Here is a 14,105-nt window from a genome sequence, read left to right as displayed (position 1 = left end):
GATCTGGGTCAGGCAGGAGGGTCCCGGTCTGCATCCATGGCAAGAGGTGCGGCGGCCTCTCGGCTTTCGTGCAGGGTCAGCAGCCAGATCGCGGCGTTGCAGAACGGGGTGATGATGTCCGGGGCGGGGGTGCTGATCCAGCCTGCGAGCCTTTCGGCCATCGTGCGGTAGCCGGCATTGTCGAGACGCATTGCCAGCGCGTTGCCCGTCGCTCCTGCGGCGTTCCGCGCGCGCATTCCGCCGTGCAGCACGCCGCCGAGGAGGATTTCCGTTTCCTCGAGCAGGTCATTCGGCATATCCCGGAGCGCGGGAGTGACCGCATGCGTGCTGTCGTCGTCGGCGTCGAGGTCGGGCACGATGAAGCGGTCGGCAGAAAGCGACCACGGCGTGCAGACGAGCGCGCCGCCTTCCATTCTCACCGGTCCTGCGACATGGCGTACCAGTCCCCAGCTTTCCGATAGCGCGGCGGCGAGAATCCCGGTAGCACCGGGTGCGGCGGCATCGAATTCGCGTTCGAGATGAAGGGTGCCGCCATCGTTGCACAGGCGCACCGCTCCTTCCCATATCTGGCGACCGGGTGCCCAGGATTGGCCGAGAACCGCGTCGATATCGAAGACATGCACGGTGTCGCACAGCCTGCGCGGGCGCAGCAGCGAGATCGGCCGGCTGCGCAGAGCCGTGGCGATCGGCGTAAGGCTGGCGGCCGCAAGCGGCGCCGGAAAGGAAAAGGCGGCGTCGCGCGGCATGACCTGCGTGCGTCCGCCCGAACCGCTGCCGAGGCTGAGCAGCCCATCGGCCCGGCGCCGTGCGACGCTGGTGAGGATCTGCCCGCGGCCGACACCGGCGACCGGCAGTCCCGGCGCCATCTGCCGGCGGCGCACGGTGGCATGGAAGGCGTGCTTCTCCGCCGGGAGCGGCGAGAACAGCTTCTCGATGAGCATGGTTGCGCCCATGTCGCTATCGGCGAGCAAAACGGACGCGCGGATATCGGCACCCTCCTGCCGGAGCCGGGCGCCGAGCGAGACCAGGCGCGATTTGCCCATGGCGGTTTCGAAAGGCTCGCCAATGCCGAGGGCGGTGGCCGCGTCCCCGGCCCGCGTACGGGCGAAAAGCTCGGCCGCGAGCTTGAGCACGGCCCGCTCGTCGTAGCGGGCGCTGCGGGCCTCGTAGGCCTCGACCTGTTCGGAAAGCGCGCCGAGGACGAGGAGGATCTGCGCCGCGCCGCAGTCGTGTGCATGCCGGAGGGCCGCTGCCAGCGGCTGCTCGTAGGCGGCGGGTCCTGCGACGATACCGGCCTCGACGAGACGGGTGATGACGGCATCGCACGCCGCGCGCAGCTCCTCCCGATCCCCGCCGTCTGCGGCAGCATCGCCGCCGCCCAGGGTCGTTTCCCTGCCGCCAGCCGCTGCGTGAAAGCCGCGGATGGCCAGGGCGACATGCGCGCAATGCTGTCCCTGGGCGCAGTCGCAGCGGGCATAGGACAGGTCGCCGGGCACGAGGAAGCGCACGCTTGCCATCGGGAGATGCGCCGTGGGGGTCTGCCCGTAGTCGAGGCGGATCGTATGGCGCGATGCCAGAAGACGGGTCAGTTCCGCCCGCGTCGATGGTGCGAGCGTCGCCTCGAAGATCTCGGGATCGAGCGACGCCGGGCTCCAGGCCTCCCTGTCCGGCGTGGTGCCGCCTGCCGCCTCTGCCCTTTCCGCCCGATAGGCGACCGCCAGCATGATGCGGTGGCGGCAGACACCGGAGGAGGGGCAGGTGCAGCTTGCATCGGCAAGGCCCTGGCCGGGGGCAAGACGGGTCAGCGTGCCGTCGGCAAAACGGGCTTCGATCACCCCCTCTGCCGTTTCCGCGATCGCGGGGCCGGTGCCGGCCGCCAGTTCGCGAACCGCCCGCTTGACAAGCCCCGCATTGGAAAGCTGGATCAATCCTTCGTCGGTCAGCGCGATGAGATCAGGCCGCGCCATCGCCTAGCGCCCGATCTTTTCGGCGAGCCAGCCGGCAAGCTCGCCCGGCGTCATGGCTCCGACGTCCGCGCCGGCGGCGAGGAGGCGGCGCGCCATGTCCCGGTCATAGGCGGGCGCCGCGTCCGAATCGAGCGCGGCAAGGCCCAGCACCAGCGTGCGCTGGGCGGTGAGCGCGGCCACGCGCTGCTCCAGCATGGCCTCGCTTGCCCCCTCGAAGAAATCCGAGATGAGCACGACGATCGCCCGTTCGGGCTGTTCGATGAGGCTTGCCGCATAGGCGACGGCGCCCTGGATGTCGGTGCCGCCGCCGAGCTGCACCTTCATCAGAAGCTCGCATGGATCGTCAACATCCCGCGTCAGGTCGACGACATTGGTGTCGAAGGCGACGAGGTGCGTGCGCACGCCCGGCAGGCCCCAGAGGCAGGCGGCCGTCACCGCCGAGTGAATGACGGAATCCAGCATCGAGCCGCTCTGGTCGACAAGCAGAATGATCTGCCATGTCTTCATGTGCCGCTGGTTGCGCGCGAAGAAATGCAGCTTCTCGACGGTCAGCCGGCGCGTCTTGGGATCGTAGTGCTTGAGGTTGTCCTTCAGCACGCGCCGGAAATCGAGGTCGCTGGCGATGCGGAAGCGGCTGTGTCGCCGCCGGTCGATTACGCCGGAAAAGGCGAGCGCCAATTCGCGGCTGAGCTTTTCCATCAGCTGGCGCACGACCTCCTGCACCAGCTTGCGGGCGAGCACGAGGATATCGGGCGACATCAGGTGCTTGGTGCGCAGCACCGCCTTCAGCAGCGTCTCGTTCGGCTCGGCGCGCGCCAGAACCTCGGGATTCGTCACGACGTCGTCGATGTCGTAACGCTCGATGGCGTCGCGTTCCAGCCGCTCGATGGTTTCCTTCGGGAAAAGCCGGTGGATGTCGTTGATCCATTGCGGCGTGGTGAGCGCGGACGGTCCCCGGCCGCCCTGGCGCGCGATGTTGCGGGTGCCGTCTTCCTCCTCACGGCCGTAAAGCCAGTCGAGCGCGGCATCCATGGCGATCGCCTCGCCCGAAAGGCTGCAGCCGGCAGAGCGGCATGCTCCGTCCGCCGCCTCGCCGAGGACGAGGCGCCAGCGCGTCAAGGCGTCGAGGGCAGGCCGTGTCATTTCACCGCCGTTTCCGCCAGAAGCGCGAGCCCACGCAGCATCTCGCTCGCCGTTACAGGATCGAGGTCGCCGAACGTGCGCGTGGCGCCTTTCTTGCCATAGAGCGATTCCAGCGAAAGTTTTCCGAGAGTCTGGTGCTTGTCCTCCAGGTCCGCCGCGCCGGCGAAAAGGCCGTCGCCGAAATAGAACATGGCGTCCTTCGTTGTGCCGTCGGCGAAGCGCACGGGCCGCTCCAGCCACCAGATGCAGCCGCTGTCCTGCGGTGCGCCGAGCTGCCAGCCGCGGGCCGCCATGCCGCGGATGCGGGCGGATTCCACCTTGAGGTTTTCGAAGCGGCCGATCTCGTGGGCGGACTTCTCGGCCTCGTCCAGCATATGGATTTCGCGGCCGAGCTGCGGAAAGGGCTGCGAGATCTCATAGTCGCCGAAGAGCGCGCCCCAGGCGTCGAGCCCGCCTTCCGGCAGGTGCAGCGGGTGGACAAGCCCGATGGCTCCCGGCGCGTCGACGGAAAAATCGAGATCGAGCGTGTCGTCCGCCGCATCCGTCACGGACAGGTCGTCCGAGACACGGAAGATTGTCGTCGGCGTGGTGCGCGGATCACGGTCGTCATAAACGCCCCAGACGAGGCGCTGAGAAAGGTGGCGGATCAGCGGATGGCTGGCGAAGAAGGTCCAGAACACCGCCGGTGCCACACGCCGCGACGTGGAGAGCATGTTTTCCAGCCGCGCGATCTGCAGGCTGGCCACGGCGCGCGCATCCTTCTTCAGCGCAGACCATTTCTTCACCGCGGCGGCAGAACGTTCGGCATCGTCCGACCTCAGCGGTTTCGGCAGGTCCTTGAGCCGCTTTCCGGTCTCGTCCTTCACCCAGGGTTTCAGGAATTCGTCGAAGCCGACGCGGAAACGGCGTGGCCCGAAATCGAGCTCCAGGCCGCCGTGCTCATCGAGGTCGAGGTCGGGTGCGAGCCGGTCGGCCAGCTCTTCCGGCGTCAGGTCTCGCGCCTCGGCAAGGGCGGCGATCTTCTCGCGCGCCCGCTCCTGAAGGCCCTTGAACTTCAGCTTCTCGGCGATGCCGTTGAGGTTCATCAACGCGACGTCCGTGCCGATATCGGCAAGCACGTCGAGCCCGGTCACCGCGCGCTGGTGGGCGGATTCGCCCGGCCATTTCCTGATAAGCCGCGTCAGCTGGCGGGCACATTCGTCATCGCCCAGCCACCCGATGGCGCGGAGCGCCCAGCCGTCCTTGCCCGGTGCGCCCTCGGCCAGCCAGGCGGAGAACAGGTCCCACGAGAAGCGGGCAAGGCTGTCGGCCGTTGCCGCCTCCTTCGTGATGTCGATGCCGGCATAGATGGCCTCGGGCGTCGAAAAGGAGATCATCTCGGCAAGTGCCGTCATCGTCTCGTCCGCCAGCGCGCCACCGTCCTTCAGGACGGGCCGCGTCAGGCTGGCGGGCTTGAACCAGGCAGGCAGTTTGCCGATCCGTGCCGGATACCGGCCGAGCGGATCGCGGTCGAGCACTTCCGCGAGCGCCTCGTGCACATCGGGAGACTGCGCCTCATAGGCCCGGGCTATCGTCTCGATCTCGGTGCGCGCCTCCGTGCCATCGGCGGCCAGCCAGCGCAGCGTGTGCTCGGCGGCATCGCGCGCCGCACCCTTCCTGCCGACCGCGTCGGGGATGAGCCGGGTGATGGCGGTCGGGCGATGGTTCCGCAGCCACTGCATCGCGGGAAGCCGCGCCTTCTTGAGCTTGAGGAGGGCGCGGGCGGCCAGCGGGGCGATCTCCGCCGCATCGGTGTCCCGCACCTTGTCGAGCATGCCGACCGGGTCGTTTTCGACCTGCCTGAGGAGGCCGGGCAGGGCCCTTTCCCCGAAGCGCTCCATCATGCGCGGATAGATATCGCCCATGAAATAGCTGGCCACAGCGCCGGGGCAGCCCCAAAGCGTCAGCGCGAGCCCGTCGGGCTGGCTTTCGAGGCCGTCGATCAGCGTATTCCAGCCGCTCGCGTTGAGCCCGTAGGAGCGGGCATGGATGATTTCATTCACGCGCTGCGAGACGAAGCCGAGGACCTTTTCCTCGTCGTCGCCCCGCTGGGGCAGGTTCGTCGCGCGCGGGACGTTGTACCAGGCGGGAAGCGCTTTCGATTCGAATTCGCGGATCGCCTCGATCAACTTTTCGGTCGTCTTGACGGTACGGACGCGGGACAGGCGCCACCTGTTGTCCTCGGGCAGCGGACCTTCGCGATGATAGCGGAATGGCGTGGCGATCGGCGCGAGGTCGAGCACCCTGTCCTCGCTCTTGACGGCCTTCTTGCGCCAGGGCGGGTCACGCAGGACCATCGGCACCTTCTCGGGCGGAGCGAGAGGAACGTTGCCGGCTTCGAGCAGCTTTTCGAGCTGTGCGAGCGGGCGCCCCTCGCCGGCCCATGCCCGCAGGGTTCCGGCGGGATATTGCTTGACGAGGTCCATGACGCGGGCGCGCACCACCGGCTCGTTCCGCCCGCCGGCGAGGACTGCCAGATGCTGGCGCAAGCCGAGCGCCGGATTGGCGGCCATGGCCTCGTCGAGGGCGGCGCGGATCCATTTTTCATGCAGGTACGGCAGGAGTTGCGCCAGCGCGTTGTCTTCGCCGGTTGCCAGGATGACGCGGGCGAGCTGCGTTCGCTGGGCGTCGTAGCCGTAGTGGAGCAGCCAGTCGAGGAGGGGAACGGCGGGCTCGCCATGATGGCGCGCATTGGCGATGACGCTGGCCGCGATATCGGCGAGCGGGACGTCGAAATAGCCGTAATACATGAAGTAGGATCGTCGCGTGCGCCACTTTCCCGTGGTGGCGGCCGGCGCATCGACGAGCAGCGGCACCATCGGGAGCGAGGCTCCGATATCCTGGCCGGCGGCGGCCGCCTCGTGGATGACGGCAAGCGGCTTGAGGTCGTGCTCGACCGGCCGGTCATCGGCCAGGATGAAGGAATAGGCGGCTTTGCGTGGCCAGTCCTGTTCGGCATGGTAGGCCGGCGTCAGGAGGCCGATCGCCCGCTCGTAGTCCTCCTGCGGCAGGCTCGTCAGCACATCGCGCAAGGCAAGGTCGAACGGTTTGCTCCAGGACGAGGAATCATAAGCGCGGTGCTTGTCATGGTTGACGCCGATGAAGGGCGCTGCCGCCTCGATCACCCGCTCCACGCCGCCGGTCGCGGACAGCCAGAACAGGAAGGCGCGCAGGCAGTAAATGCCTGCCGGCCGCCCCTCTTCGCCGTCCTTGTGCATGACCAGGCCGCCACTCGCAAGCAGGATGCGTGCGATCCATTTCTGTGCCTCGGCGGCGTCCGGGGCGGCCGGTGCCTTGCCGGTGAGCGTGGTTTTCAACCAGCCGGAGACGGACCCCTTCGGGCCGGTCTCGCCGACATTCTCCTCCAGCCAGGCGAAGGCGTCGCTGCCTTCCTTCTTTACGGCCGGCTTGATGCTGCGCAGGTCCGCAAGGAGATGCGCCCAGGCGCTCGCCGCGTCGAGAGAGCCGTGCGGGCGCGAGCGGGTGGCGAGGGGTTTGCCGATCAGGGCATCGAGCTGTGCCTCGTCCGGACGGAATTCGGGGGATGCGTCCTGCGGCACGTCACCGTCGGACACCATGGCGGCCGATGCTTCGTCCTCTGCTGCGGCTGGCGCGGGTTCCCGCGCCATTTCCGGCCGTACCCCGGCCTCCTGCGGCTTTGGCGGTGCGGATGCGGCAGGAGCGGCTGCGCCATTCATCGCCGGCACATAGCCCTTGCCGGTCTTTTCCTTGACGAGCTTCTTCTTTTCCTTCTCGGCGTCCTCGGCGCTGTCGAAATCCTTCTCCTTCGTCTGGCCCTGTGTGCCGATCCGCCCGAACCGCACCGTCAGCCGGTTTCCTTCGACGGCGGCCTCCCAGAACTTGGACGATTTTCCTTCGACGAGTTCATAGCGTTCCATGCGGTCCTTCCTCATCTTCCATCAAACCAGCCCGGCATTGGCAAGGCGCCGGGCGACGATTGCTTCGAGCGCCAGCGCCGCCGCCTGATCGGCGACATCCGCCGGCTGGCGCATCCATTCGAGCGCCCGGATTTCGGCCTGCGCCTCGCCTATCCCCGCCGCGCGCAGGATGACGCGCGACAACCGTTCCCGCTCGCGCGGCGGGAAGAAGGCAAAGGCTTGCCGCAGCGCCGGGAGCGCGATCAGGAACGCGTCGTCCGGCCAGTCGTCGACGAGCGTGCGCACGGCATCGATCAACGCGTTGTCGGCTGCGATCTCTTCCCGCGCCAGCGCGAAAAGCCCGGAGAGGAAGTCGCCGAGCTGATCGGGCCGGCTGAAGCGGCGCATGTGCCCGGCGATGTCGTGGCCGCTGCTTTCACCGCAGGCGACGAGCGTGCCGAGCGCCGCGCCAGCCACGGCCGGGGCGGTCTGCGCATTCGCGAGGCAGCGGCCGAGCATGGCCAGAAAGGCGCCGCGTTCGATGGCTAGGTCGGGGCCGTCGCGCAGCATGTCGCGGCAGGCAACGAATGCCGGGATGGCGCGCAGGCCTTCCTCGTCGTTCCGGATTGCTTCGGCGGCCTGCAGGACGCGGCTAAAAGCTGCTTCGCAGAGTTCGCCCAGCGCCCGGTGCGCCGCCGCACCGAAAATCTCGCCGAAGCGGTAGAGGCCCATGGCCATGCGGCCCGCTGCGCCGACGGCGCCCATGTCGTGCGAAAGCCCGATGCCGTGTGCGAGCTGCGCCGTCAGGTCGTTTTCAAGGGCCAGCAGGCCGGCGAACAGCGCATCGGCAAGGCAGGCCGAAAGCGCCTTGAGGTCGCTTCGCGCCTCCGCCACCCGGTCCGCCAGCAGGGCGGTCGCGGCCATAGGCAGCGTGCCGCCCCAGCGGGAGGCCTCGATCAGCATGCCCTCCGCATCGCGATGCCGTATCAACCGGAAGCTTTCCTGTGGTGCGGCAGGGCGCGGCGCCGACGGTCCTTCGAGCCGCTCAAGGCCGGGCATGCCGAGGACGCGCAAGGCGTTGAGGATATGAGCCTGCTCCCTGTCGGCCGGCGCGCGCCAGTCCAGTTCGATCCGCCGCGCGCTGTGCCCGGGCGTGAGCCCGGCATGCTCAAGCCTCTCCTCGATATCGATGACCAGCGGTGGCCGGCGCGCGCCGGGCGCCAGCCGCCCCTGCCGTTCGCCCGTCAGCGCCTTCAGCATGGCGACGAGCGCGGGATGGGTGCCGGCCCGGACGGCACCCTCGCGGGTCCAGGCGGCGGGCTGGTCGAGCCCGTCCTTCACCAGCGTCGCGAGGGCGGCGTCGAGCAGATCCGTGCGCAATACCGTGCGGTGGCCGCGCGTAAGCGCGAGCGCCTGTCCATGGGCGTGCCATGCAACACGGTCGGCCGTGGAGACGACCTGCCCGGCTGCGCGCATCGCCTGTGCGATTGCATTTTCAGCCCAGTTTGCCGCCGCTTCCAGCCCGCGTGCATGAACCTGTTCGTAATAGGCCGGGGAGGGCATGCCGGAGGCATAGCCGGTGAAGCGGTCGAGCCGGCGATAGTCGTAGGGCACGAGGTAGCTGCCGGCGTGCTCGTCGTTAGCGGGAGCGGGCACGTCGGGCCGCGCCCCGTCCGCCGCCCACGCCAGCCGCCGGATCGCTTCGGCATGCCAGCCGCCGCAAACCAGGACGACCTTGCGGCTTCCGGCCTCCCGCAGGGCCCAGGCGGCATGGCGCGCCATGAACTGCTCGCGCGCACTTTCGAGCGGATCCTCGTCCCCGCCTGGCCGCAGCAGGTCGAAATAGCGCTCGAGGCGATGGTCCAGTTCGTCCGGCGGTGCCTGTTCGGCCAGCGTATCCCAGACCGCATCGCGGCCATCCTCGCCGAGCGCACGGGCGACGGCCGCCTCGGCGGCAGCGGCGTGCCGACCGTGCGGATCGGCATAGCGGTTTGCCCGCGCGCCAAAATCGGGGTGCCATGCCGGAAGGTCGCAGAAGAGCGGCGTCGCGCCCGCCTCCCACGCCGCCTGCAGGGCCTGCCATTCCGGCGAATAGGCGCAGAAGGGCGAATAGGAGGCGAAGCTGCGGTGCCGCGTCGCATGATAGCTGAAGATGGCGAGCGGAAGCTGATGGTCGAGCCTCAGGTCGCCAAGATGCGGATTGAAATCCGCCGGTCCCTCGATCAGCACGAAAGCCGGACGGTGCCGCTTGACGGTGCGACGCACCAGATGGGCGCAGGCCGGCGAATGGTGGCGTACGCCGATGACGACGAGCCTTTCGTCCGCAGCCGCCGGCTGGCGCTCAGGGCGTGAGAAGATGCCGAGCCGCATAGAATGCCTTCCAGGCTTCGCCGGACCGCTTCGCCGCCTTCTGCTCCAGGTAGCGACGGAGCTTTGCCAGATCGTCCGCATTGTCCTTGGCAGCGGTGCCGGCAAGGCATTCGACGATGTCTTCCGGCCGTCCCCGGTCGCCGCGCATGTAGTGGCCGCGCACGCCGACCGCATGGGCGACGCTGACCGCTTCGGCGGTGCTCATCACCGAACTCAGCCGTTCCACGCCGCCTTCCGCCGAAAGGCCGTCGCGCAGGTCGCGAAAGCAGGTGACTAGCACCTCCAGCACGTCGTCGTCGGGTGCGGCCGGCACGCCGGAACGGGCCAGCAGCTTCGCCGCCTCGCGCCTGACCAGCGCCAGTTCCTCGTCGGCATCGCGGATGGGAAAGACCGTCTCAAAATTGAAGCGCCGCTTGAGCGCCGCCGACATTTCGTTGACGCCGCGGTCGCGGGTGTTGGCGGTGGCAATGACGTTGAAGCCGTCGCGGGCGAAGACCATGCCGTCCTCGCCGGGCAGTTCCGGCACGGCCATGACCCTGTCGGACAGGATCGACAGCAGGCAATCCTGCACTTCCAGCGGGCAGCGCGTGATTTCCTCGAAACGCACGATCTTGCCGTCCGACATGCCGTGGTGGAGAGGCGCGGGGACGAGCGCGCGCCGGGTCGGCCCTTCCGCGACGAGCAGCGCATAGTTCCAGCCGTACTTGATCTGATCCTCGTTCAGCGACGCACCGCCCTGGATGGTGAGCGTCGAATCCCCGCTGATGGCGGCTGCGAGCAATTCGGAAAGCAGGCTCTTGGCCGTGCCCGGCTCGCCGATGAGGATCAGCGCGCGGGACGTCGCGAGCGTGACCATGGCGCGCTCGATGAGGGAGGGGGACACAACGAGCTTTGCGCTCGCTCCGTCACCGCCGAGAACGAAGGCCTTGACCGCCCTCAGGGACAGTGCCCAGCCAGGCGGCCGGGGGTCCCTGTCGCTGCGGCGCAGGGCTTCCAGTTCTTCTCGATAGGCGATTTCGGCAGGGGGGCGCTGAACGGCGGCGGTCGGGTGGGGCATGCGGCGGGACGGTCCTGTTCTGGCGGGTTGCGTCGAAACGGGATCAAATTCCTTGGCCGCCTGGAAGAGCAGCCAAGGGCAACATATTGCTCCGGGGTTACGTTTCAAGGTCCGGCTTTCTTCGGCCGCCGCTTGAAATAAATGCCCGCGTTCCTTCTCGGGAAAGGATCTGCCGCCGGGCCGGTGGCATCCATGGGAGGATTTCAAGCCGCGGCCCTTGTCCGGCGGGAAGCCACGGGGAGTACATGCACCGGGTCGCAGATGCCGGCTTGGTCTGTTCCCGATGCGGTCGATCTATCGGCTCAGGCGGTGCCGCCGACGACGGCATAGGCGGCCGTACCCTGCGCGCAGGCGATCACCACATGGCCGTAGGGATTGCGCCATTCGCTATGGACATGGGTGTTCCTGTCCACGACGAGGCTTGCGCTGATTTGCATGCCGTCCTGCCGGAACGAAACCGGCTCGCCGTTCACCGTCAGCCAGAGCAGTGGTGTCGGGCTTTGCGCCTGTATCGACAGACGCTGGCGTCCCGAACCGTCGGGCGTAATCGAGGCGGTCAGTCGCAGTCCGGCCATGTCCGGCGGTTCCGTTTCCGCGACGCCGGGCAGTTCCGGAAGCTCGGGCGTCCGCGGCGGCGCTTGGCGATAGGCGCCGGTCCTTTCGAAGGCGCAGGCATAGGCGAGCAGCGCCGTGTCGTCGAAGGCCCGGCCGGCGAAGGTCAGCCCCGCCGGCATGCCGATGTCGGCAAGCATTCCCATCGGAACGGTCACCGTCGGAATGCCCAGATGGCGGATCGCCAGGTTGCCGTTGGCCACCCAGGTGCCGTTCCGCCAGGCAAGATCGGCCGAGGCGGGGTTCACGTCGGCATCCGCCGGGCCGATATCGGCAACGGCCGGGAAGATCACCGCGTCGAGTTCCAGCCGGTCCATCCAGGCTTCAAGGTCGATGCGCCGGGTCTCCTCAAGCCCCCGGAGCCCTTCGGCAAGGCCCGGGATATCGTCGAATACGGCGATGGGATGCTCGCGCAGATGGGTGGGATAGTCGGCGATGCGATCGTCGAAGCCGTGGTAACGGTCGGGCAGGCTGCCTTCCGGCGCGGGGAAGATGCGCCTGCCGTCGACATCGGCAAGCCGCTGCAGGGCGGGGTCGGCATTGGCCGCCAGAAAATCATCCCAGGCCCAGGCGGACAGGTCCATGATTTCGCGGCGTAGGTAATCCGGGCTGACGAGGCCGCGTGTCGCGATGGTCGGCGCGCCGGGGCGGTCTCCCTCGTAGTTGCTGACGACTGGGAAATCCGTCACCACGACCTCGGCCCCGGCCGCTTCGAGCGCCGCCCGCGCGGCAAGGCAGAGCGCGATCATCGAGGCGCGCGTCTCGATGCGCTGGCCGGTCGGGCCGCCGATCCCCACCTTCTCGCCGGTTCCCGCCGCCGGATCGGCATTGATATACATTGCCGGCAGCCCGAACCGTTTGCCCGAAAGGCTCGCCGTTCGGGCGATCCCGACATAGGACCGGGGCCGGATATCGGAGGCTTTCGGGATCGCGACCCAGGTCTGGCGACGCCAGAAATCGCCGCGGTTTTCGGGATCGTCGGCGACGATGACGTCGAGCAGCTCCAGCATGTCCGCCATCGAACGGCTGTGCGGCACCACGACGTCCATGGTCGGCACGAGCGGCCAGTTGCCGCGCACGGAGATGACGCCCCGGCTCGGCGTATAGGCGCAGAGCCCGTTGTTGGCGGCCGGCGCGCGCCCGCTCGACCAGGTTTCCTCGCCAAGCCCGAAGGCCGCGAAACTCGCGGCGGTCGCGGTCCCCGATCCGTTCGAGGAGCCCGAGCCGAAGGCGGCCGTCAGCCAGTCGGCATTGTAGGGGGATTCCGCGCGCCCATAGACGCCGCGCTGCATTCCGCCATTGGCCATCGGCGGCATGTTGGTCAGCCCGATCAGCACGGCGCCCGCGGCCCGCAGGCGCGAAATCGCAAAGGCATCCTCGGTCGCGATCAGATCGGCGAAGGCGGGCGAACCGGAGGCGACGCTCAGCCCCTTCACCTTGTAGCTGTCCTTGGCGGTGTAGGGAATGCCGTCGAGCGGGCCGAGGCTTTCGCCGCGCGCGCGCCTGAGGTCCGAAGCGTGCGCTTCGGCGAACATATCGGGGTTGAGCACCGGCACGGCGTTGAGGGCAATGCCGTGCCGGTCGTAACGCGCAATGCGGTTCAGATAGGCCGCCACCAGGCCGACGCTGGTTGCCCGACCGGTTCGAAGCGCTTCGCGCAGTTCACCAATCGACGCTTCGACAATCCTCATCGATGCTCTCCCGCAAGAGTTATGTCTCACCTGACGCAGCGCCGTCAGACTTCGAAGACCTCGTCGAAGGATTCGGGAAACGTCTGGCGGGCGGTTTTTTCATTGATGACGAGGAGCGCCTCGTAGGAGAGCGGATCGAAGTCCTTCCCGGCGGGCAGGACCTCGCGGCCGAAGAGAAGGTTGAGGCGCGCGGCGTCGAGGTTGCCGCGTTCGAATGGTTCCGCACCGAAATGATGCCAGAGGGCGTGGAGGAAGGCGGCGTCGATACGGTGTTCGGCCGTGCCCGGGCGGGCCCGGCGCGGCAGGGCCTTGATCGGGGTCACGCCTCTTGGATTGGCGCGCCTGATGGTGAACTGGACGCCTGTGCCTGGCATGCCGGACGGGAAGCCGCGATGTTTCGTCATGTCGGGTGGGTTTGCCATCCGTCTCTCCTTCTGCGCTTCCCTGTACGTCACAGCGGAGCATCCAAGTCCCCGCAGATGATGGATTTTAGATCGGTCCTGCTTTTGCGGGCGGCGTTGCCGGGTATGAGGATGTTTCGTTCACCTGCCCGACGGGTGCCGCACAAGCCGTATTAGCTGGTTTTCGGCCGCATATCACGTCGATTTTCAGCGATCTTGTTCCCGCAGGCCGTGCCATGGAAAATGATGCCGCCGCCGGCTATTGTCTGGAATCGTGCCGGGATTTTTCCGGCGGCAGCAAGGATTTTCGCATGATCCGGATAGCAGTGGCGGCAGTGCTCATGGTCCTTCCGATTTCTGAAGCGGCTGTCGCCATGCCACCGACCCCGACTGTAGCGCAGCTTCTGGACATCTGCCTGTCGTCCACGGTTTCGGAAGCGGCGGCGAAGGGAAGCGCGCTCGGATGGGACCGGATGAGAGATCAGGAAACCGCGGCGTGGCGCACGAGTTTCCTGGCTTACAATGGCGGATCGGTGGACGTGATAGGCTGGCGGCGGGGAGAAAACGAGGGTGCCGGCCTATTGTCTTTCTGGATAGCGAAGGGGGCGAACAGCCACAGGGCATGCTCCTATTCCCTTGCCGGCCCCTCCGCGCTCCTGGACGCCCTGACCGAGCACCTGGGGACTCCCGACACCCTTGATAAATCCGGTTCCGGTGCAACAGCCTATTGGAAGAAGGGGGCGATGGAGGTCTCGTTCTCGCAGTTCGGATCGAGCACCGGCGTCAATATTGCACATAGCGATTAGGTGGCGCCACCCGCTTCCTGCCTGCCCCGCTTCGGATGTCGGGTCCGTTTGAAGAAGGAAGACCCGGGAGCGCCTCGTATCGCTCGACCGGGTCCCTGCGCGAGCGGCGCGGCTTGGGCATCGCATCCGCGGGCGCAGTGT

At 67.8% G+C, this 14,105-nt stretch carries 8 protein-coding genes; 1 reads left to right on the top strand and 7 read right to left on the bottom strand.

The genetic code is table 11. The annotated features are described in order from the left end of the window. Positions 1-8: 8 nt before the first annotated feature. The 7 genes from WMC41_RS18370 to WMC41_RS18340 all read right to left on the bottom strand — a co-directional run bounded on the left by WMC41_RS18370 (position 9) and on the right by WMC41_RS18340 (position 13,179). A complete protein-coding gene (locus WMC41_RS18370; protein WP_432345493.1) occupies positions 9-1,967 on the bottom strand; it encodes an SWIM zinc finger family protein in 1,959 nt (652 codons plus the stop codon). Between the two features lie 3 nt (positions 1,968-1,970). Then, entirely contained in the window at positions 1,971-3,110 is a 1,140-nt protein-coding gene (locus tag WMC41_RS18365) for a VWA domain-containing protein (RefSeq protein WP_244769761.1), read from the bottom strand. Next, complete coding sequence (locus WMC41_RS18360; RefSeq protein ID WP_432345491.1) at positions 3,107-7,048, bottom strand: WGR and DUF4132 domain-containing protein; 3,942 nt, start codon at positions 7,046-7,048, stop codon at positions 3,107-3,109. The genes WMC41_RS18365 and WMC41_RS18360 overlap by 4 nt, the downstream gene beginning before the upstream one ends. A 21-nt stretch (positions 7,049-7,069) precedes the next feature. After that, positions 7,070-9,397 (bottom strand): DUF5682 family protein, encoded by a 2,328-nt coding sequence (locus tag WMC41_RS18355; protein ID WP_432345488.1) that lies wholly within the window; start codon positions 9,395-9,397, stop codon positions 7,070-7,072. Beyond that, positions 9,369-10,454 (bottom strand): ATP-binding protein, encoded by a 1,086-nt coding sequence (locus WMC41_RS18350; protein WP_244769764.1) that lies wholly within the window; start codon positions 10,452-10,454, stop codon positions 9,369-9,371. Before WMC41_RS18350 ends, WMC41_RS18355 begins: the two co-directional genes overlap by 29 nt. A 302-nt stretch (positions 10,455-10,756) precedes the next feature. Next, positions 10,757-12,757, bottom strand: coding sequence for an amidase (locus WMC41_RS18345; RefSeq protein ID WP_432345484.1), 2,001 nt, complete (start codon positions 12,755-12,757; stop codon positions 10,757-10,759). A 44-nt stretch (positions 12,758-12,801) separates the two neighbouring features. Further along, a complete protein-coding gene (locus WMC41_RS18340) occupies positions 12,802-13,179 on the bottom strand; it encodes a hypothetical protein (RefSeq protein WP_432345481.1) in 378 nt (125 codons plus the stop codon). 215 nt (positions 13,180-13,394) lie between these two features. Here WMC41_RS18340 and WMC41_RS18335 point away from each other — a divergent pair, with 215 nt between their 5' ends. After that, positions 13,395-13,964 (top strand): hypothetical protein, encoded by a 570-nt coding sequence (locus WMC41_RS18335; protein ID WP_432345478.1) that lies wholly within the window; start codon positions 13,395-13,397, stop codon positions 13,962-13,964. Positions 13,965-14,105: the final 141 nt, after the last annotated feature.

Origin of the sequence: Shinella yambaruensis, assembly GCF_050859155.1 — a bacterium.
GTDB lineage: Bacteria > Pseudomonadota > Alphaproteobacteria > Rhizobiales > Rhizobiaceae > Shinella > Shinella yambaruensis.
This window is presented reverse-complemented; position numbering and strand designations above follow the sequence as displayed.

What these genes read in the sequence shown, in the direction of transcription:
- WMC41_RS18365 (WP_244769761.1), bottom strand. Translation starts at nt 3,110, where the DNA reads ATGACACGGCCTGCCCTCGACGCCTTGACGCGCTGGCGCCTCGTCCTC.
- WMC41_RS18370 (WP_432345493.1), bottom strand. Translation starts at nt 1,967, where the DNA reads ATGGCGCGGCCTGATCTCATCGCGCTGACCGACGAAGGATTGATCCAG.
- WMC41_RS18360 (WP_432345491.1), bottom strand. Translation starts at nt 7,048, where the DNA reads ATGGAACGCTATGAACTCGTCGAAGGAAAATCGTCCAAGTTCTGGGAG.
- WMC41_RS18350 (WP_244769764.1), bottom strand. Translation starts at nt 10,454, where the DNA reads ATGCCCCACCCGACCGCCGCCGTTCAGCGCCCCCCTGCCGAAATCGCC.
- WMC41_RS18340 (WP_432345481.1), bottom strand. Translation starts at nt 13,179, where the DNA reads ATGGCAAACCCACCCGACATGACGAAACATCGCGGCTTCCCGTCCGGC.
- WMC41_RS18355 (WP_432345488.1), bottom strand. Translation starts at nt 9,397, where the DNA reads ATGCGGCTCGGCATCTTCTCACGCCCTGAGCGCCAGCCGGCGGCTGCG.
- WMC41_RS18335 (WP_432345478.1), top strand. Translation starts at nt 13,395, where the DNA reads ATGGAAAATGATGCCGCCGCCGGCTATTGTCTGGAATCGTGCCGGGAT.
- WMC41_RS18345 (WP_432345484.1), bottom strand. Translation starts at nt 12,757, where the DNA reads ATGAGGATTGTCGAAGCGTCGATTGGTGAACTGCGCGAAGCGCTTCGA.